The sequence below is a fragment of the Streptomyces alboniger genome, from assembly GCF_008704395.1.
Lineage (GTDB): Bacteria > Actinomycetota > Actinomycetes > Streptomycetales > Streptomycetaceae > Streptomyces > Streptomyces alboniger.
In genome coordinates this window covers 2,648,281-2,668,935 of record NZ_CP023695.1, presented here as the reverse complement: position 1 = coordinate 2,668,935, position 20,655 = coordinate 2,648,281, and the positions used below count along the sequence as shown (strand labels likewise).

15 protein-coding genes are annotated in these 20,655 nt (G+C 72.0%); 14 read left to right on the top strand and 1 reads right to left on the bottom strand.

Annotated elements, in window-relative coordinates; genetic code table 11:
* The first annotated feature begins 7 nt into the window (after positions 1-7).
* The 9 genes from CP975_RS11725 to obgE all read left to right on the top strand — a co-directional run bounded on the left by CP975_RS11725 (position 8) and on the right by obgE (position 13,036).
* Positions 8-1,933, top strand: a complete 1,926-nt coding sequence (locus CP975_RS11725; protein ID WP_055529424.1) for a TIGR03960 family B12-binding radical SAM protein — start codon at positions 8-10, stop codon at positions 1,931-1,933.
* A 6-nt stretch (positions 1,934-1,939) separates the two neighbouring features.
* Complete coding sequence (locus CP975_RS11720) at positions 1,940-2,488, top strand: GNAT family N-acetyltransferase (protein WP_425474245.1); 549 nt, start codon at positions 1,940-1,942, stop codon at positions 2,486-2,488.
* A 6-nt stretch (positions 2,489-2,494) separates the two neighbouring features.
* Entirely contained in the window at positions 2,495-3,781 is a 1,287-nt protein-coding gene (locus CP975_RS11715; RefSeq protein WP_055529426.1) for a hypothetical protein, read from the top strand.
* 48 nt (positions 3,782-3,829) lie between these two features.
* Positions 3,830-4,630: a TIGR03936 family radical SAM-associated protein gene (locus CP975_RS11710; protein WP_055529428.1), complete on the top strand. Its 801-nt coding sequence runs from the start codon at positions 3,830-3,832 to the stop codon at positions 4,628-4,630.
* 234 nt (positions 4,631-4,864) lie between these two features.
* Positions 4,865-9,094, top strand: a complete 4,230-nt coding sequence (locus tag CP975_RS11705; RefSeq protein WP_055529430.1) for an Rne/Rng family ribonuclease — start codon at positions 4,865-4,867, stop codon at positions 9,092-9,094.
* Positions 9,095-9,318: 224 nt separating this feature from the next.
* Positions 9,319-10,677: a phospholipase D-like domain-containing protein gene (locus CP975_RS11700; RefSeq protein WP_055529432.1), complete on the top strand. Its 1,359-nt coding sequence runs from the start codon at positions 9,319-9,321 to the stop codon at positions 10,675-10,677.
* A gap of 219 nt (positions 10,678-10,896) precedes the next feature.
* A complete protein-coding gene (gene rplU / locus CP975_RS11695; protein ID WP_028813461.1) occupies positions 10,897-11,217 on the top strand; it encodes a 50S ribosomal protein L21 in 321 nt (106 codons plus the stop codon).
* 14 nt (positions 11,218-11,231) lie between these two features.
* Positions 11,232-11,486: a 50S ribosomal protein L27 gene (rpmA, locus tag CP975_RS11690; protein ID WP_010986870.1), complete on the top strand. Its 255-nt coding sequence runs from the start codon at positions 11,232-11,234 to the stop codon at positions 11,484-11,486.
* A gap of 110 nt (positions 11,487-11,596) precedes the next feature.
* On the top strand, positions 11,597-13,036 hold the full coding sequence (gene obgE / locus CP975_RS11685) for a GTPase ObgE (RefSeq protein WP_055529433.1): 1,440 nt from the start codon (positions 11,597-11,599) through the stop codon (positions 13,034-13,036).
* Positions 13,037-13,231: 195 nt separating this feature from the next.
* Here obgE and CP975_RS11680 read toward each other — a convergent pair whose 3' ends face one another.
* On the bottom strand, positions 13,232-15,322 hold the full coding sequence (locus CP975_RS11680; protein WP_055529435.1) for a hypothetical protein: 2,091 nt from the start codon (positions 15,320-15,322) through the stop codon (positions 13,232-13,234).
* 282 nt (positions 15,323-15,604) lie between these two features.
* Between CP975_RS11680 and proB the strand changes: the two genes are divergently transcribed.
* The 5 genes from proB to CP975_RS11655 all read left to right on the top strand — a co-directional run bounded on the left by proB (position 15,605) and on the right by CP975_RS11655 (position 20,652).
* The gene (gene proB / locus CP975_RS11675; protein WP_150476841.1) at positions 15,605-16,732 is read left to right on the top strand and encodes a glutamate 5-kinase; all 1,128 of its coding nucleotides are present in this window, start codon (positions 15,605-15,607) and stop codon (positions 16,730-16,732) included.
* A 225-nt stretch (positions 16,733-16,957) separates the two neighbouring features.
* On the top strand, positions 16,958-17,437 hold the full coding sequence (locus CP975_RS11670) for a hypothetical protein (RefSeq protein WP_037897177.1): 480 nt from the start codon (positions 16,958-16,960) through the stop codon (positions 17,435-17,437).
* A gap of 123 nt (positions 17,438-17,560) precedes the next feature.
* On the top strand, positions 17,561-18,853 hold the full coding sequence (locus CP975_RS11665; protein WP_055529439.1) for a glutamate-5-semialdehyde dehydrogenase: 1,293 nt from the start codon (positions 17,561-17,563) through the stop codon (positions 18,851-18,853).
* Between the two features lie 50 nt (positions 18,854-18,903).
* The gene (locus CP975_RS11660; protein ID WP_055529441.1) at positions 18,904-19,521 is read left to right on the top strand and encodes an SCO2584 family spore wall biosynthesis protein; all 618 of its coding nucleotides are present in this window, start codon (positions 18,904-18,906) and stop codon (positions 19,519-19,521) included.
* 66 nt (positions 19,522-19,587) lie between these two features.
* A complete protein-coding gene (locus CP975_RS11655; RefSeq protein WP_055529444.1) occupies positions 19,588-20,652 on the top strand; it encodes an SCO2583 family membrane protein in 1,065 nt (354 codons plus the stop codon).
* Positions 20,653-20,655 lie beyond the last annotated feature (3 nt).

The following is a 20,655-nucleotide window of genomic DNA, read 5'->3' as shown; positions in this document are numbered from 1 at the left end:
TCTCGCGATGCCTGTCGAGTCGGTCTTCCCACGCCTGGAAGCGCTTCTCCCGCATGTCCAGAAGCCCATCCAGTACGTCGGCGGAGAGCTCAACTCCACCGTCAAGGACTGGGACGAGTGTGACGTCCGCTGGGCGCTCATGTACCCGGACGCGTACGAGGTCGGACTGCCCAACCAGGGCGTCATGATCCTGTACGAGGTCCTCAACGAGCGCCCCGGTGTCCTCGCCGAGCGCACGTACAGCGTGTGGCCGGACCTGGAGGCGCTGATGCGCGAGCACCAGGTCCCGCAGTTCACGGTGGACGCCCACCGCCCGGTGAAGGCCTTCGACGTGTTCGGGCTCAGCTTCTCCACCGAGCTGGGCTACACCAACATGCTGACCGCCCTGGACCTCGCGGGCATCCCGCTGGAGTCCAAGGACCGCACCGTCGAGGACCCGATCGTGCTCGCCGGCGGCCACGCCGCCTTCAACCCCGAGCCGATCGCCGACTTCATCGACGCCGCGATCATCGGCGACGGCGAGCAGGCCGTGCTCGACATGACGGAGATCATCCGCGCCTGGAAGGCGGAGGGCCGCCCCGGCGGCCGCGAGGAGGTCCTGCTCCGCCTCGCGAAGACCGGGTCCGTCTACATCCCGGCCTTCTACGACGTCGAGTACCTCCCGGACGGCCGCATCGGCCGCGTCGTCCCGAACCGCAGCGGCGTGCCGTGGCGCGTGTCCAAGCACACCGTCATGGACCTCGACGAGTGGCCCTACCCCAAGCAGCCCCTCGTCCCGCTCGCCGAGACCGTCCACGAGCGGATGTCCGTCGAGATCTTCCGCGGCTGCACCCGCGGCTGCCGTTTCTGCCAGGCCGGCATGATCACGCGCCCCGTACGGGAGCGAAGCATCACCGGCATCGGCGACATGGTGGAGAAGGGCCTCAAGGCGACCGGCTTCGAAGAGGTCGGCCTGCTCTCGCTCTCCTCCGCGGACCACAGCGAGATCGCCGACGTGGCGAAGGGCCTCGCCGACCGGTACGAGGAGGACAAGATCGGCCTGTCCCTCCCCTCGACCCGCGTCGACGCCTTCAACGTGGACCTGGCGAACGAACTGACCAGGAACGGCCGCAGGTCGGGCCTGACCTTCGCCCCCGAGGGCGGCTCCGAGCGCATGCGCAAGGTCATCAACAAGATGGTGTCCGAGGACGACCTCATCCGCACCGTCTCCACCGCGTACGGCAACGGCTGGCGGCAGGTGAAGCTGTACTTCATGTGCGGCCTGCCCACCGAGACCGACGAGGACGTGCTCCAGATCGCCGACATGGCGACGAAGGTCATCGCCAAGGGCCGTGAGGTCTCCGGTTCGAACGACATCCGCTGCACGGTGTCGATCGGCGGCTTCGTGCCCAAGCCGCACACACCGTTCCAGTGGGCCCCGCAGCTCTCCTCCGAGGAGACCGACGCCCGCCTGGCGAAGCTCCGCGACAAGATCCGCGGCGACAAGAAGTACGGCCGTTCGATCGGCTTCCGCTACCACGACGGCAAGCCCGGCATCGTCGAGGGCCTGCTCTCCCGCGGCGACCGCCGCATCGGCGCCGTCATCCGCGCCGTCTACGAGGACGGCGGCCGCTTCGACGGCTGGCGCGAGTACTTCAGCTACGACAGGTGGATGGCCTGCGCCGACAAGACGCTGCCCGAGATGGGCGTCGACGTCGACTGGTACACCACGCGTGAGCGCACGTACGAGGAGGTCCTGCCCTGGGACCACCTGGACTCCGGTCTCGACAAGGACTGGCTCTGGGAGGACTGGCAGGACTCGCTCGACGAGACCGAGGTCGAGGACTGCCGCTGGACGCCGTGCTTCGACTGCGGCGTGTGCCCCGCCATGCAGACGGAGATCCAGATCGGCCCCACCGGCAAGAAGCTGCTGCCGCTCACGGTCGTCAAGTAGCCGTACGTGCCCCGGCTCGTCCCGCCCACCGGCCTGGTACACCGCTCCTACATCGCCGCGATGGAGGAGTTCCGGGCCGAGGGGCGGGGCGGGCCCGACGACGACACCACTCTCGGCCGCACCCTGCGCGACTACGGCGACAAGTGGCACGACCCCGTCGTCTTCGAGCGGTACCTCGCCGAGGTCGCCGCTGCCGCCGAGCGCTCCGAGGGGCCGCTCGCCGTCCCCGTCACGACCCTCTGGTACGTCGACGGCGGCGACTACCTCGGCCGCGTCGCCGTCCGGCACTCCATCGCCACCCGCTTCCTGCGCGAGTACGGCGGCCACATCGGCTACGACGTCCGCCCCACCGCGCGCCGCCGCGGCCACGCCACCGAGATGCTGCGCGCCTGCCTGCCGTACGCGGCCGGACTCGGCCTGGAATCCGTCCTGGTGACCTGCGACACCGACAACACCGGCTCGCGCAAGGTCATCGAGGCGTCGGGCGGTGTCTTCGAGGATGAGCGGGGCGGAAAGCTGCGGTACTGGATCCGAACCGAACTCCCGCGCGTCTAGGACAACATGGACCTGGAAAAACGACCTCCCCACGAGGCTGCCCAGCAGCCCCCGCCGGGGCAGGCCGACCGGCACCCTCCGCAGGCGGAGGGCTGTCTCGCCGTCGCGATCCGACTGCCGGTGCGGATCGTGGTGCTCGTGCTCGTCGTGCCCGTGCGCCTGGTCTGGGACGCGCTCACCGTCTGCGGCCGCTTCCTCTACTACCGGGGCGTCCGCCCGGTAGGGCGTGCCATCGGCGCCGTGCTGACGTGGCTGTTCAATGCCGTGTTCGTGTGGCCGTGGGTGGGGCTCTGGCGGTATGTGGTCGTGCCGGTCGGCGCGGGTCTTGCCTGGCTGGGCCGGGTGCTCGTCGTGACGCCGGTGGTGTGGTTCTACCGGGCGGTCCTGACGCCGCTCGGGCACGGCATCGCCTGGCTGGCGCTGGGCGTCGGCGCGGGCTGCGCGTGGCTGTGGCGCTACCTCGTCGCGATCCCGGCCGCGTGGTTCTACGCGCGCGTCCTGACACCGGTCGGGCACGGCATCGCCTGGCTGGCGAGGGTCATCGGCAGCGGAGCGGCGGCCGCCGGGCGCGGCATCGGCGCCGTGCTGACGTGGCTGTTCAAGGCGGTCTTCGTGTGGCCGTGGGTGGGGCTCTGGCGGTATGTGGTCGTGCCGGTCGGCGCCGGTCTGGCGTGGCTGGGCCGGGTGCTGATCGTGATCCCCGCGGTGTGGCTGTACCGGGCGGTCCTGACGCCGCTCGGGCACGGCATCGCGTGGCTCGCGCGCGGCATCTGGACCGTCGTATCGGCGCTGTTCCGCTGGATCTTCGTCGCGCCCGTCGTCGCCCTGTGGCGCTGGGTGCTCGCGCCCGTCGGGCGGGCCGTCGCCGTCGTGGCGCGGGAGATCGGTGACGCGCTCGGCCACGCCTGGCGCGTCGCCGGGCACATCTCCCTCGTCATCGGCCGCTTCCTCGCGAAACTCCTTCGGTGGATCTTCGTCGAGCCGGTGCGGTGGGTCTACCGGACGGTGCTCACCCCCGTCGGGCACGTGGTCCGCGACGCCGTGTGGCGCCCCGCCGCCAAGGCCGTCAAGGAGGTGCGCCGCGCCACCCGGCAGGCCCTCACGTCCGCGCGGGAGAGCGTGCGACAGGCGCGGGCCGATGTGCGGCGCATGCTGTTCGGAGCACCGAGGCAGCCGGTGCCGGTGGCGGCGGCGCCCGGGGAGCCCGTGCCCGTACCGGTGGCCCGGCGGGAACCTGACGCGCCCGGGACACGTACTCTAGGTAGCAGTACGACCGCACTCACGAAGGACTGAACGACACTGGGCAAGCGACAGCCCGAAGGCCCGCCGCCCGCACCCGCGGTGCAGCGCATCCGCCTGCGCTACACCAAGCGCGGCCGCCTCCGGTTCACCAGCCACCGTGACTTCCAGCGCGCCTTCGAGCGTGCGCTGCGCCGCGCCGAGGTGCCCATGGCGTACTCGGCGGGGTTCACCCCGCACCCGAAGGTGTCGTACGCCAATGCCGCACCCACCGGCACGGGCAGTGAGGCCGAGTACCTGGAGATCGCGCTCACCGCGCCGCGCGACCCCGACCAGCTCCGCGAGCTGCTGAACGAATCGCTGCCGGACGGCCTCGACATCACCGACGCCGTCGAGTCCCGCACCTCGGGCCTCGCCGACCGGCTGACCGCCTCCGTCTGGGAGCTGCGCCTCGACGGCGTCGAGCCCGCACAGGCACAGCGCGCGGCCGAGCTGTTCCGCGCAGCGGAGACGGTCGAGGTGCAGCGCCGCACGAAGAACGGCATGCGTACGTTCGACGCGCGCGAGGCCGTGGTGAGCCTGGAAGCGGTCACCGATGGTGAGGCGCTCGCGCACGACACCGATAGGCCGAGCGACAAGCCCTGTGCGATACTGCGGCTGGTTGTTCGGCACGTGACACCTGCCGTACGACCTGACGACGTCCTGTCCGGTCTCCGAGCTGTGGCCGACCTGGCGCCGCCGGTCCCCGCAGCGGTGACCAGGCTGGCGCAGGGGCTTTTCGATGAAGAGACCGGCACGGTGACCGACCCGCTCGCGCCCGACCGCGAGGCAGTCACGGCCGCCCCACCCACGGCCGCCGTATCTGCCGCCGCGAAGGCGCCGGTGCCGGAAGGCCCCCGCTAAGGACGTACGTCACCGCGCAGCCCTCGTACTCGGGAGCCACCTGGGTCGGGCAGCGCACTGACCGAGACTTTCGCCAGGCCGTCCGCATTTGGGCGTACGGAACCGGCGAGACAAGACATAGAGAGCTCCCGTGCGGCGCCCCGCCCCCGGATGGCGGCCCCGCGCACCTAGCGCGAGCCGCGGCATCACCGGACCAGGCGCGGCGCCCGGGAGCGTGACGGGAGAACCGCCCGCATGCTTGAGCCGAACGAACCCACTGAGGGCTCGCAGAACGACACCCCCAGCGACACCCTGCCGCCGCGCCGCAGGCGCCGCGCCGCGTCGCGCCCCGCGGGACCGCCCGCGGGCACCACCGAGGCCGCGGCCCCGGCCATACCGGCCACCCCCGCCGCCGAAGACGTGACAGAGGCCGAGAAGGCCGATAAGGCCGAGGAGAGCGCTGTGGCCGCCACGGCCGAGGCCCCCGCGCCCGCCGCGGAGGAGGCCGCCCCGGCGCCCCGAGCGCGCCGCCGCGCCACCCGCCGCGCCTCCGCGCCCGCCGGTGAGCCGAAGGCCGCCGAGGTGAGCGAGCCCACCGCGCCCGCCGCCGAGGCTTCCGCGCCCGTCGCTGAGGAGACCGCGGAGGCCGAGGAGGCCGCCCCGGCACCGCGTACGCGCCGTCGTGCCGCCCGCCGTGCCTCCGCGCCCGCCGGTGCCCCGCAGGCCACCGAGGTCGCCGAGGCCGTGGCGGTCGCCGCCGAGGGCTCCGTGGACGTCGAGGCCGCGCCCGCCGCCGAGGAGGAGGCCGCTCCCGCGCCGCGTGCTCGCCGTCGTGCCACCCGCCGTGCCTCCGCGCCCGCCGGTGAGCCGAAGGCCGCCGCAGAGGCGCCCGCCGCCGTCGAGCCGGCGCCTGCTGTGGCCGCCGCTGAGGTCGAGGAGGCCGAGCCGGTCGCCGAGGAGGCCGCACCGCGCCGCTCGCGCCGCCGCGCCACCCGTAGTGCCTCCGCGCCCGCCGGTGAGCCGAAGGCCGCCGAGAAGCCCGAGGAGAGCACCGCCACCGAGCAGGCCGCTCAGAAGCCCGCGCCGGTCGAGGAAGCCCCCGCCGAGCCCGTGGACGACGACGCCCCCCGTGGCCGTCGCCGTCGCGCCACCCGTAAGACCGCGGCCGTCGGATTCTCCGCGCCCGCCGGTCACAAGGCCCGCAAGGCCCAGAGCGCCGACGCGTCCGGTGAGGGCGGCGGCCGCAAGCCCCGTCCCGCCGTCGCCGTCTTCCAGGCGCCCGTGTTCGCCGCGCCGATGTTCCAGACCCCGGAGAGCGCCGCCGCAGCCGCCGCTGCCGAGGCCGCCGAGGAGTCCGTCGAGGAGCCCGTCCAGGAGCCCGCCGCCCCCGTGGCGGAGGAGACGGCCCCGCGTCGCCGTCGCCGCCGTCGGGCCGCGGAGGAGCAGCCCGCCGCCGTCGAGGAGCGGGAGCCGGTCAAGGCCGCCTCGGCAGGCGTCGAGGAGCAGCCGGCCGAGGAGGCCGAGGACACGGCCGCCGAGCAGGCCGACTCCGACGACGACGCGGAGGACTCCGGCGAGCGCCAGGGCCGCAGGCGCCGTCGCGGTGGCCGCCGCCGTCGCCGCGGTGAGCTGGCCGACCAGGACGACGAGCAGAACGACACCACGGCCGACTCCGACGACGAGACCGCCGCCGAGCAGGCGGAGCAGGACACCGAGGACACCGCCGAGCAGGCCGCCGAGGACGCCGAGGACGACTCGGAGGACGCGGCCTCGGAGAACGGCGGGTCCGGCTCCAGCAGCAGCCGTCGCCGTCGCCGGCGTCGTCGCCGTGCCGGTGACTCCGCCGAGGGCGAGCCGGGCGACGGCGACCCGGAGCGTACGGTCGTGAAGGTCCGGGAGCCGCGCAAGAAGGAAGAGCGCGAGCTCGGCACCGGCGTCGACGAGGTCACGTCCATCAAGGGCTCGACCCGCCTGGAGGCCAAGAAGCAGCGCCGCCGCGAGGGCCGCGAGCAGGGCCGCCGCCGGGTGCCGATCATCACCGAGGCCGAGTTCCTGGCGCGCCGCGAGGCCGTCGAGCGCGTGATGGTCGTACGCCAGAACGGCGAGCGCACCCAGATCGGCGTCCTCGAGGACAACGTCCTCGTCGAGCACTACGTCAACAAGGAACAGGCGACCTCGTACGTCGGGAACGTCTACCTCGGCAAGGTGCAGAACGTGCTGCCCTCCATGGAGGCCGCGTTCATCGACATCGGCAAGGGCCGCAACGCGGTCCTGTACGCCGGTGAGGTCAACTTCGAAGCGCTCGGCATGGCCAACGGCCCCCGGCGCATCGAGTCCGCGCTGAAGTCCGGCCAGTCGGTCCTCGTGCAGGTCACCAAGGACCCCATCGGCCACAAGGGCGCCCGCCTGACCAGCCAGGTCTCGCTGCCCGGCCGCTATCTGGTCTACGTCCCCGAGGGGTCGATGACCGGCATCAGCCGCAAGCTGCCCGACACCGAGCGCGCGCGTCTGAAGACCATCCTCAAGAAGATCGTCCCCGAGGACGCGGGCGTCATCGTGCGCACCGCCGCCGAGGGCGCGAGCGAGGACGAGCTGCGCCGTGACGTCGAGCGTCTCCAGGGGCAGTGGGAAGAGATCCAGAAGAAGGCGAAGGCGATCTCCACCAGCTCGCCGAGCCTGCTGTACGGCGAGCCGGACATGACCGTCCGCGTCGTCCGCGACATCTTCAACGAGGACTTCTCCAAGGTCATCGTGAGCGGTGACGACGCGTGGCAGACCATCCACGGATACGTCTCGCACGTCGCGCCCGACCTGGCCGACCGCCTCTCGAGGTGGACGTCCGAGGTCGACGTCTTCGCGACGTACCGCATCGACGAGCAGCTCGCGAAGGCCCTGGACCGCAAGGTCTGGCTGCCCAGCGGCGGCTCGCTGGTGATCGACAAGACCGAGGCGATGATCGTCGTCGACGTCAACACCGGCAAGTTCACCGGTCAGGGCGGCAACCTCGAAGAGACCGTGACGAGGAACAACCTCGAAGCGGCCGAGGAGATCGTGCGCCAGCTGCGGCTGCGCGACCTGGGCGGCATCGTCGTCATCGACTTCATCGACATGGTCCTGGAGTCCAACCGCGATCTGGTCCTGCGCCGGCTGCTCGAATGCCTCGGCCGAGACCGTACGAAGCACCAGGTCGCCGAGGTCACCTCGCTCGGTCTGGTGCAGATGACCCGTAAGCGGGTCGGCCAGGGGCTCCTGGAGTCCTTCTCCGAGACCTGCGTGCACTGCAACGGCCGTGGCGTCATCGTGCACATGGAGCAGCCGACCGCCGCCGGTGGCGGCGGCAAGCGCAAGAAGCGCGGGCGTGGCGGCGTGGACCACCAGGACCACGGTCACGAGCACGAGGCCGAGGGCGTCGACGACATCGAGGCCGTCGAGGCCGTCGAGCAGGCCATCGAGACCGCGGACGAGATCGCCGCGGAGGTCGCCGCCCCGGTGGCGCTGCCCGAGCCCGAGTTCGTCCCGGACGAGGAGCTGTACAGCAGCGCGGCCGAGGCCGAGGCCGCCGCTTCGCGCGGTGGCCGCTCCCGGCGCAGGGCGACGCGGCGGGCCTCGGCCCCCGCGGGCGCTCCCCGCGCCGAGGCCGCTCCCGCCGAGGCTCCGCAGGAGGAGGCTCCGAAGGCGGAGCCCTCGAAGCGGTCGGGCAAGAGGGCCAAGGCCGCGGAGAAGGCAGCTGAGCGGGCCGCCGAGCGGGCCGCGAAGGCCGAGGCTCAGGCCGAGGCCGAGGAACAGGCCACGAGGGCCGAGGTCCCGGTCGTCGGCTCCGACGCCGCGCGCACCGCGGCGCCCGCCGCCGAGGACCCGATGGTCGGCACCCCCGAGGCCGTCGAGGCGGCGCACGAGGCGCACGCCGAGGCCCCCGCGGAGGACGCCGCGCCGAAGGGACGTACGCGCCGTCGTGCCGTCCGCAAGGCGACGTCGCCCGCCGGTTCGCCGAAGACCGCGCAGAGCGCCGAGCCCGAGGCCGCCGAGGTCGTCGTGGCCCCGGCGCCCAAGGCGGAGCCCGCCGCCGAGCCGGTGGCCGAGCCCGTGGCCGAGGCGCCCGTCGCCGACGCCGCCCCGGCCCGTCCGCGGCGCCGTGCGGTGCGCAAGGCCACCGCGCCGACCGCGTCCGAGGAGGCGGCCGTCGTGGTCGTCCCGTCGGCGGAGAAGGCCGAGCCCGTGAAGACCGAGGCGGAGAAGCCCGCGGCCGAGGCCGAGGCTCCTGCCGAGGAAGCGGCTCCGGCCAAGAAGACGGCGCGTAAGGCCGCGAAGAAGGCGCCCGCCAAGAAGACGGCCGCCAAGAAGACCGCGGCCAAGAAGACCGCGGCCAAGAAGACGGCCGCCAAGAAGACGACGGCCAAGAAGGCGTCGAAGGCGACGGCGAAGAAGGCAGCGGCGGCGGAGCAGAAGCCGTCCGGTGTCTCGGCCACCGCCTCCAGCGAGGGCTGACCGCTTCGCGCACCCGGTGCCCCCCTGTTCGGCCGTAGGGCTTGAGCAGGGGGGCACCGGCGTGTCCGGGAAACGCACCGCCACAGCTCGAAAGCGTGAAGCGCCACCCCTGGACTTTGAGCGCGCGGACAACACCTGCAAAACTCATGCGGTCTGACGGAACAACAGGGACGTCGGCGCGCTTGTTGGGGAGACGGCGCGCCCTCGTCGGGGAGGGATGACAGATGGCGCACGTGCGCCTGCGGGGCACGGGACGGCACCGTGCGGTGAAGCCGGTCAAGGGCGGGCGCCAGGCCGTGGCTCTGGCCACGGTCCTGTCGGCGGCGGGGATCCAGGCCGCGGGGTCGGTGGGTACCGCCTCCGCGGACACGACGCCGACGCCCACCTGGACCGAGGGCCCGATCTTCAACGACCCGAAGGGCGGCGTCGACCAGCAGCACGCGATCCGCACCCGGCTGATCGAACTGACGAACGCCGCGGTGCCGGGATCGACGATCAAGGTCGCGGTCTACCACGTGTGGGAGGCCCCGATCGTCGACGCGCTCGTCGCCGCCAAGAGGCGCGGCGTGCACGTCCAGGTCCTGCTCGACGAGACCAGCAAGAGCGACCGGCCCACCAACGCCTCGTACGCACGCCTCATGCAGGCGCTCGGCACGAGCAGGACCAGGCCGTCCTTCGTGACGCTCTGCCCGACCGGGAAGTCCTGCCTAGGCGACCCGCGGTACGGCAAGTCGATCATGCACAACAAGTTCTGGCTGTTCTCGCAGGTCAAGGGCGCCAGGGACGTGGTCGTACAGACCACGTCGAACTCGACGCCCTCCGCGCACACCAAGTTCTTCAACGACGCGCTCCTGCTGCCGAACAACCCCGCCATGTACGACGCGTACGCCGAGTACTTCACGGACATGCTCGGCAAGCAGTGGCAGGGCTGGGACTACCGCACGGTCAGCAGCGGCCGCTACAAGGCGTACTTCTTCCCGCGCAACGGCACGGTCAACGAGACCGACACCATGTACTCGGTCATGAACAACATCCGGTGCACCTACCGGGACGCGGCGGGCGTGACCCAGCGCACCAAGGTCCGCGCCGCCATCTTCAAGATCACGCGCAAGCAGATCGCCGACAAGCTGGTCTCCCTGAAGAAGGCCGGCTGCGACGTCAGCATCCTGTACGCCGAGACGGACAGCGCCAAGAGCCAGGGCGGCACTCCCGGCACCTGGGAGCAGCTCCACCAGCCCGGTGGCCCCTCCGTGCGCTGCTACAACGACGACAGGGACCCGCTGAACCCCGGCGCCAAGCTGATCACGCCCTACATCATCCACTCGAAGTACCTGCTCATCGACGGCATGTACGACGGCAAGCGGAACAAGGTCTCCTTCACCGGCTCGCAGAACTACACGGCGCCCGCGCTGCGCGAGAACGACGAGGCGATCGTCAAGGTCGACGACGACTCGGTGCACGACACCTACCGCTCGCACTTCAACCGCACGGGGGCCGTGGCCTGGCCGGGCACCGCCGACAAGACGGACCTGTGCAAGGGCGTCAAGCCGCTGCCGCCTGACGGTGAGAAGCCGACCACGTGACGGTGGGGGCCGCCCAGGTGAGCGGGGGCGCGGGGCCCGGTTTGACCCTTCAGGGCGGGCCCCGTAACCTTGACCGTCGGCGTGTTCCTATGCACGCCCGCCCCCTGTAAACCCTTTTCCTCCCAGACCGTGGGCACTGTCCCGGGTTGGGGAGAGGCCGCCCGCCTTCGTGGGTGGCTGGACTGCGGGGGTCCCGTTCCGAGCGAGAGAGAGATCCGCGTGTACGCCATCGTGCGCAGCGGTGGTCGCCAGCACAAGGTTGCTGTCGACGACATCGTTGAGGTTGACAAGATTCCCACGGCCAAGGTTGGCGACACGGTCGAGCTCTCGACCCTGCTCGTTGTCGACGGCGACTCCGTCACCAGCGACCCGTGGGTCCTGGCCGGCATCAAGGTCACCGCCGAGGTCGTGGACCACCACAAGGGTGCCAAGATCGACATCCTTCGGTACAAGAACAAGACCGGCTACCGCCGTCGCCAGGGTCACCGCCAGCAGTACACGGCGATCAAGGTCACCGGTATCCCCACGGCTGCGAAGTAAGGGACTGAGACAAGATGGCACACAAGAAGGGCGCATCGTCCACTCGGAACGGTCGCGACTCCAATGCTCAGCGGCTCGGCGTGAAGCGCTTCGGCGGTCAGGTCGTCAACGCCGGTGAGATCCTGGTCCGCCAGCGCGGCACCCACTTCCACCCGGGTTCGGGCGTCGGCCGCGGCAAGGACGACACCCTGTTCGCGCTGGACGCGGGCGCGGTCGAGTTCGGCACGCACCGTGGCCGCAAGGTCGTGAACATCGTTCCGGTCGCCTGATCGGTTCTTTTCGCGAGGCGGACCTCACTTCCCCGGCGGGGAAGCGGGTCCGCCTTTCGCGTGTTACGCAAGAGACACCCCCCGCACGTTTCTTCTGGAGGCACTGAACCATGACCACCTTCGTGGACCGCGTCGAGCTGCATGTCGCCGCGGGTAGCGGAGGCCACGGCTGTGCCTCCGTTCACCGTGAGAAGTTCAAGCCGCTCGGCGGCCCGGACGGCGGCAACGGCGGCCGTGGCGGTGACGTGATCCTGGTCGTCGACCAGGACGTCACCACGCTGCTCGACTACCACCACAGCCCGCACCGCAAGGCCACCAACGGCCAGCCCGGCGCCGGTGACAACCGCTCCGGCAAGGACGGCCAGGACCTCGTCCTGCCCGTCCCCGACGGCACGGTCGTCATGGACCGCGAGGGCAACGTCCTCGCGGACATGGTCGGCCAGGGCACCACCTTCGTCGCCGGCCAGGGCGGCCGCGGCGGCCTCGGCAACGCGGCGCTCGCCTCCGCCCGGCGCAAGGCCCCCGGCTTCGCGCTGCTCGGTGTGCCGGGTGAGGAGCGGGACCTCGTCCTGGAGCTCAAGACCGTCGCCGACGTCGCCCTGGTGGGCTACCCGAGCGCGGGCAAGTCCTCGCTGATCTCCGTGCTGAGCGCGGCGAAGCCGAAGATCGCGGACTACCCCTTCACGACGCTCGTCCCGAACCTCGGCGTGGTGACGGCGGGCTCGACCGTCTACACCGTCGCCGACGTGCCCGGCCTCATCCCGGGCGCGAGCCAGGGCCGCGGCCTCGGCCTGGAGTTCCTGCGGCACGTCGAGCGGTGCAGCGTGCTCGTGCACGTACTCGACACGGCGACCCTGGAGTCCGACCGCGACCCCGTCTCCGACCTCGACGTCATCGAGGAGGAGCTGCGGCAGTACGGCGCGGGCCTGGAGAACCGTCCGCGCATCGTCGTCCTCAACAAGATCGACGTGCCCGACGGACAGGACCTCGCCGAGATGGTCCGGCCCGACCTGGAGGCGCGCGGCTACCGCGTCTTCGAGGTGTCGGCCGTCGCCCACAAGGGCCTCAAGGAGCTGTCCTTCGGTCTGGCCGAGCTGGTCGCCGCCGCGCGCGCCGCGAAGCCCAAGGAGGAGGCGACCCGCATCGTCATCCGTCCCAAGGCCGTCGACGACTCCGGCTTCACGGTCACCCGCGAGGAGGACGGCATCTACCGCGTGCGCGGCGAGAAGCCGGAGCGCTGGATCCGTCAGACCGACTTCAACAACGACGAGGCCGTCGGGTACCTCGCGGACCGCCTCAACCGCCTCGGCGTCGAGGACCAGCTGATGAAGGCGGGCGCCCGCGCCGGCGACGGCGTCGCCATCGGCCCGGAGGAGAACGCGGTCGTCTTCGACTGGGAGCCGACCATGATGGCGGGCGCCGAGATGCTCGGCCGCCGCGGCGAGGACCACCGCCTGGAGGCGCCCCGTCCGGCCGCCCAGCGCCGCAAGGAGCGCGAGGCGGAGCGGGATGAGGCGCAGCGCGAGTACGACGACTTCGAGCCGTTCTAGGCGGGGGCTGGCGGGGCGCCCTGGGCGGGTTCCGGGGTTGCTGCACTCTTGGGTGGCGCCCGGCGTCGGGGGCTGTGCCCACCCGTTCCGCCCTGCGGAACGATTGCCCACAGCGGCGGCAGTCCCGCCAGGCGGTGACATGAGAAGGGCCCCCGGAGCTTTTGCTCCGGGGGCCCTTCTGCGTGCGTCAGGTGCTTACGCGGTGACCGAGTCCTCCGCGCCGTTCGACTCCGTCGGGTCCTGTTCCATCTCCTCCGCCGCCTCTTCCGCGACGCGCTGGCCGGGGATCTCCGCGTCGATGCGGGAGGCCATGCGGGCGCGGCGGGCGTCGGCCTTGGCGCACAGGGCGAGAGCTGCGGCGTTGAAGCGGGCCAGGGACGGCGGGTCCGAGGGGCCCAGGAGGTGCTCCTTGAGCTCGGCGCGGGCCTCCGCGTGGGAGTCCAGCTCCGGGGCGCGTACGGCCTTCAGGAGGGCGGCCACGCCGTCCGCCTCGGGCGTCAGGATCGTCGCCGCGGACACCGTCGGGAAGCTCGCGCGGAACTCGGCCTCGGACATGCCCGCCGTGTTGGCGACGGCGTACGGCTTCTCGCTGCTCAGCCAGTCGGAGACGACCGAGGAGACGTCGCTGATCAGCAGGTCCGCCTGGTTGAAGCAGGAGAAGATCGCCGGGCGCGCGGACGTGATGATCTGGTGCTCCCACTCGGGGAAGGACGCCCAGAACGCCGCCTCCCACGCGGCCGTCGCCTCGGCCACCGCGGCCTGCGCGTCGCCGTCCGGAGCGCCCTGGAGCATCATCCGCTCCTGTTCGTCCGCGCTCCTGCGGAACTTGCGCGCGGTCAGCTCGTCAAGGGCGGCGGTACGGCGCTCCAGCTCGGCCGCGGCCTCGGGGCCGGGGCGGGCGCCCGAGCGCTTGGCGTTGGCCGCGAGGATCATCGCCTTGATGCGTTCGTTGGCGGCGCCCGCGCGCGGGTCCTGCGAGCCGGTCATCGGGTGCGGCTTGTAGAGCAGCCGCACGCCCGGGTCGGCGAGCAGCTCGCGGACGATGTTCTCACCGGCCAGGACCACCGAGGTGTTGCCGGGGTTGCCGTCCCAGCCCTCCCAGGTGGGGGCGTACAGAACGGTCGTGTACGGGCCCGTGGGCGCGCCCGCGAACGGCAGGATCGGGGAGAGCTGGGGGCGGCCCACCTCGACGACGTCCTTGTCGTCGACGCCGATGTCCGCGAGCTGGTAGCGGTCGCGGGCCGCGGGGCCCGCCACCCACACCTCGTCGTAGGCCTTCGCGTACGGGTTGCAGGAGGACAGCTTGTCGCTCTCGCCGTGGTTGATGAAGGCGTGCTTGATCGTCGGGATGCGCAGGACCTGCGAGGTCTTCGCGGCGTTCGCCGGGTGCAGCATCATCTTCAGCGTCGACGTCTCCAGGGAGAACATCGTCGCCACCTTCGGGAAGCAGATGATCGGCACGTCCGTGGCGTCGATCTTCTGCACCATGAACCGCTCGCGCAGCACGATCAACGGCTTGCCGTCGAGCTTGGAGAGGGTGGAGAGCCACATGTTCGCCTGGTACGCGGACGTGGTGCCGCCCGAGAAGTACATGGCGATGGTCGGCTTGTAGTCGGCCAGCCACTGGTCGAGCCACTGGGTGACCCGCTCGTCGTTCTTCGCCCGCTTCCTGGGCAGCAGCCAGGTGGCGAGGTAGAGGGCGCCACCGCCGATGAGCGCGAGGGAGATGCCGACGCCGATGCCGCCCCAGTACGCGTCGGTGGTCGCCGCGGTGAGCAGCAGGCCGACCGTCGTGGGCACCGAGAACGTGAGCAGGCGGTGGGCCTGGCGGCGCGAGAGGATCCGCGGCGGGGCGGCCGTCAGGTGCAGCGCGGAGGTGTCGATGTTCCGCGTGACGATCGGCAGCGCGCGGGTGCGGCGCACCATCACGGCGACGGCCTGGCAGCCGAAGTGCAGGGCGTAGAACGCGAGCAAAGTGATCGTCAGCGGCGACTGCTCGGCGAGCGGCTCTATGCCGTCGATGCGCAGCAGGCCGACCAGGACCAGCATGTCGCGCAGGAGCTGGCGGACCGTGACGTCGAAGCGGATCTTGCCAAGGAGCGACAGGAGGCCCGGCTGCTTGTACTGCAGATAGATGTCGAGCGCGAGGTTCGCGGCGGCCGCGGCGATGAACACCGGGACGTAGGGGAGCAGCGCGGTCACGAGCTGGGTCGTGAAGAGCGCGAGCATCGCGAACAGCGCTGAGAGCTGCACGATGCGTCGAGGGACGAGTCCGGCAGAGGGCACGGGCGTGGGCTCCTGGCGGGGATGAAGAGGGAATGGGGGGAAGTCGACCACTGACCGTATGACGCGCGGCGGCTCCCTAGCAATCTTCCGTGACGTCAATCACCTGATAAAGGGGCAAAGAAGACTGAACCCCGGGGGTGTTTTTCCCCTCACGGCCCGCCGGGCGGTCCGGGGTCCGCTCCTCGGAACAGGTGCGCGCGCCCTGTGCGTCCTCACGTAGATTGCAGGTCCGGAACATCGGAATCATCAGGTCCGGGACATCGGGATCATTTGGGGAAGCGCGTGACAGCGGCAAGGCAGTCGGTGGCAGAGGCCCAGCGGGTCGTCGTCAAGGTCGGATCCTCGTCCCTGACCACAGCGTCGGGGGGCCTGGACGCCGACCGCGTCGACGCCCTCGTGGACGCCCTGGCCAAGAGCCGCAGCGGCGGCGAGCGCGAGATCGTGCTGGTCTCCTCCGGAGCCATCGCCGCGGGCCTCGCCCCGCTCGGCCTCGTGCGGCGCCCGAAGGACCTGGCCCGCCAGCAGGCCGCCGCGAGCGTCGGCCAGGGCCTGCTCGTGGCCCGCTACACCGCTTCCTTCGCGCGCTACGGCGTACGCGTCGGCCAGGTGCTCCTCACCTCCGACGACATGGCCCGCCGCGCCCACCACCGCAACGCCTCCCGCACCCTGGACCAGCTGCTCGCGATGGGCGCGCTCCCCGTGGTGAACGAGAACGACACGGTGGCCACCGACGAGATCCGCTTCGGCGACAACGACCGGCTCGCCGCCCTCGTCGCCCACCTCGTCCACGCCGACCTGCTCGTCCTGCTCTCCGACGTCGACGGCCTGTACGACGGCGACCCGGCCAAGCCCGGCACCTCCCGGATCTCCGAGGTGGCCGGGCCCGCCGACATAGAGCACGTCCAGATCGGCAGCGCGGGCAAGGCCGGCGTCGGCACCGGCGGCATGGTCACCAAGGTCGAGGCCGCGCGGATCGCCGCGGCCGCCGGCATCCCGGTCGTCCTGACCTCCGCGAGCCAGGCCGGTGACGCCCTCGCGGGCCGCGCCACGGGCACGTACTTCCACCGCACGGGCCGCCGCTCCGCCGACCGGCTGCTGTGGCTCCAGCACGCCTCCGAGCCGCGCGGCGCGCTCACGCTCGACGACGGGGCGGTGCGGGCGGTCGTCGAGGGGCGCAAATCGCTGCTGCCCGCCGGCATCGCCTCGGTCGAGGGGGACTTCGCCGCGGGCGACCCGGTCGAGCTGCGGGACGTCCGGGGTCGGCCCGTCGCGCGCGGCCTGGTGAACTTCGACGCGAAGGAGCTGCCGCAGCTCCTCGGCCGCTCGACGCGGGATCTCGCGCGAGAACTCGGACCTGCGTACGAGCGGGAGGTCGTGCACCGGGACGACCTCGTTCCGCTCCACGGATAGGCGCTCCGAAAGTCCCAGGTCGCGTCGGATCACTCGTCCCACACGCCACACCGGCCTCGGCTGAAAAGCATCGCGATCGGCCCCGGCCGGGCGGTCCGCGCGAGGTGAAACTCCCCAAAAGCGCCCCGCGGACCCCCTTGGCCTGCTCAACTTTGTTGAAGGCAGTTCCGCACGACCGTTGCGTATCCGCACCGACATTGCGTAAAGGAGGCCGACGTGAGACGAGTGCGCCCTGGGGCGGCGGCCCGCGGCTCGGCTGAGCGGGCGCTGACGAGCGTCGCCGCGGGAGAGGCGTACGAGAGCGAGGCGCACGCCGGGCACGAGGGGGAGGCGCACGAGAGCGGGGAGGGCGACGCGGTGGAGGCGCCCCGTCTGTGGCACGTCACGCTGAGCGTCTCGGGCACCGAGGCCCCCTTGGGCGAGGTCAGGCGAGGCCTCGAACAGCTCGCTCACGACCACCCCTTTCTCCTCACCAGCCGGTACGCCCCCGACCACGCCGAGATCCGCTACTGGGAAGAGGCCCGCGATCTGCACGACGCCGCCGCGGTCGCGCTGCGGCTGTGGGGCGAGCACCGGCAGAGCGCGCGGCTGCCGCCGTGGGAGATCGTGGGGCTTGAGGTGATCGACCGCGACACGTATCACCAGCGGATCGCGGAGGGGTACGGGCCGCTTCCGGCCACGCCGGTCGGCGTACATCCGTTCTGATCGTCGTTTCGCGGCCCGGGGACCGGCGCCTGTTTTGAGCCGTCGTCCCACGGCCGCCGCCCAGCGGTCTCGGGGACTGGAATACCGGGTGGATGCCCCGCGCGCGGGGATTACCCTGCGGATATGACGTCGCTCTCTCCCGTCTCGCCCTACGACAACCTCTCGCCGGTCGCCCAGGCCGCCTACCGCGCCCGCGGCGCCGCCGCCACGCTCGCGCCGCTGCCACGCGCGGCCAAGGACGACGCGCTCCTCGCGATCGCCGACGCCCTGGAGGTGCGGACCGCCGAGATCGTCGAGGCCAACGCCAAGGACACCGCGCGCGCCCGCGAGGCCGGGACCAGCGAGTCGATCGTGGACCGCCTCACCCTCACCCCCGAGCGGGTCCGCGCCATCGCCGCCGACGTGCGCGACGTGGCCGCCCTGCCCGACCCGGTCGGCGAGGTCGTCCGCGGCTCCACGCTCCCCAATGGCATCGACCTGCGCCAGGTCCGCGTCCCCCTCGGCGTGGTCGGCATCATCTACGAGGCCCGCCCGAACGTCACCGTGGACGCGGCTGCCCTCTGCCTGAAGTCCGGCAACGCCGTGCTGCTGCGCGGCTCCTCATCGGCGTACGAGTCGAACACCGCCCTCGTGCGCGTCCTGCGCGACGCGGTGCACGGCGCCGGCCTCCCCGCGGACGCCGTCCAGCTCGTCCCGGGCGAAAGCCGTGACTCCGTAAGGGAGTTGATGCGCGCCCGCGGGCTCGTCGACGTGCTGATCCCGCGCGGCGGCGCCTCGCTGATCAAGACCGTCGTCGAGGAGTCCACCGTCCCGGTCATCGAGACCGGAACCGGCAACTGCCACGTCTACGTGGACGCCGCCGCCGACCTCGACATGGCCGTCGACATCCTGATCAACTCCAAGGCGCAGCGCCCCAGCGTCTGCAACGCCGCCGAGACGCTGCTCGTCCACAAGGACATCGCCGACGCGTTCCTGCCGCGCGCCCTCGCCGCCCTCGCCGAGGCCGGCGTCACCGTGCATGCCGACGAGCGCGTGCTCACGTACGGGGACGCGTCCAAGGCCACCGTCGTGCCCGCGACCACCGAGGACTGGGAGACCGAGTACCTCTCGTACGACATCGCGGCCGCCGTCGTCGACACCCTGGAGCAGGCCGTCGAGCACATCCGGCTGTGGACCTCGGGCCACACCGAGGCCATCGTCACCACCTCGCAGCAGGCCGCACGCCGCTTCACCCAGCTCGTCGACTCCACCACGGTCGCCGTCAACGCCTCGACGCGCTTCACCGACGGCGGGCAGTTCGGCTTCGGTGCCGAGATCGGCATCTCCACGCAGAAGCTCCACGCGCGCGGCCCGATGGGGCTGCCCGAGCTGACCTCGACCAAGTACATCGTCACGGGCGACGGCCACATCCGCTGAATTCCCTTTCCGTATGCCCAAATCACCCCTTCCAGGGCTACGCTGGAGGGGTGCCGGAGGACGTGGGGGGCACGCCGTCGTTCCCTGACGGCTGGGAGCCCGACGACGACCGCGACCGCGGGGGTGCGGACGAAGAGTTCGCCTCCGTGGTCTTCGACGAGGACTTCGTACGAGCCGCCGAGATCCATGAACCGACCGCGGTGGAGCGGCTGTTGGCCGCCGCCCAGGCGCGTGCCGAAGCCTCCGAGGCCGAGGCCCGCAGAGCCCGCACCCGCGGCCCCGGCCACGACGCAGGGGACGACGACTTCTACGACGACGGCTTCGGCCCCGACGGCGGCGAATTCGGCCACGACGACCTCGACGAGGCCTACGAACACGACACCCCCGAGGGGGGCTACGGCCGCCCCGGCCGGCGCCTCGGCCGCGCCCGCTGGCACCGCCCCGTCGCCTGGATGCTCGCCCTCCTGATGGGCGTCGGCATGGTCGCCCTCTCCTTCACCGCCGTCTACCGCGGAACCTCATCGGGCCGCCAGGACCGCGTGCCCGCGCCCGCCTCCACCGAAGTGGGGCAGAGCGGCGACAAGGCCGAGAGGGAGGCCTCGTCCCGCCCCTCGGCATCCGCGGATTTCGGCCAGTCAGCCGCCCCCGCGGTGCCGCGCACCCCATGAGGAGCCGTCAGAACTTGTCGTGTACCAGGGCGTTTACCTGACCGTCCGGAGACCTACCCTGAAGGTATGGGCGGGCCAGGAGACCCACCCGCGGGGACGCCCGAGGACGCTCCCGGCGGTGGCGACGACGAGTACCGATCCGTTGTCTTCGACGAGTCGTTCGTGCGGGCTGCGCGCCTCCAGGAATTCTCCGCGCAGGAGCGCATGAGCGACCACGCGCGCGCCGTGCGCCGCCGCCCCGCGCTCCACCGGAGCCTGTCCCGGCAGGCCCTGTTCCTCGTCGTGCTGATCGCCCTGGCCTTCGGCACGGCGATCTACATGGGCATACGGCACCCGTACCAGAGCCCCGCGGCCAAGCGCCCCGAGCCGCTGCGGATGACGGTGATACCGCTCGCGCCGCAGGGCCGCGTGCCCGGCTCCGCGAGGATCACCGACCTCTACGCGCACAGCCCCGCCGCACGGTTCCGGGTGGGCGCCGCCGGTATCGGCCTCCCCGCCGCGCACCGCACCGCGCACTTCTCGGACAGCCAGGTGACGTCCGCGCTGACCACCGCCAAGGACTACCTGGTCGAGTCTGCCCTCGACCCGGACACGCTCATCGGCGGCTCGCCGCGCTCCGTGCGGCTGCTGCTCGATCCCCAGCAACTCGCCCAGTTCGACCGGAGCTTCGCGCGCCCGGCCGCCGACGGCCGGCACGCGCCCACCGGCTGGCTGGTGCGGTTCGACCCGGCGCGGACCGCGCTCGCCGACCGGCGGGTCAGGGTCGAGGGCACGCTGCGGGTCGTCGAGGCGGACAAGAACACGTTGGAGGTGACCTCGGACCATACGTTCGCGTACGCGCTGAGGCGCGCCGGCGAGGGGGAGGCGGGGGCGTCGCTGTTCACCGTCCGTCGCGAGCTGCACTTCCGCTTCGACCGCGACGACCTGCGGATGCACCGGGCCGAGCTGCTCTCCTCCGCCACGCAGGCGGGGCCGCTGACCTGCGCGGCCGACTCCGCGAACCACCTGCGGCCGCTGCTCGCGGGGCAGCGGGCGAGGACGGGCGGCCCGCCCGGCACCGATCCGTACGCCACGGGGGGCGCGACGGCGCTGTGCGGGTCGCTGGCGGCTGCCGCCCAGCCTTCGCTCTGACGG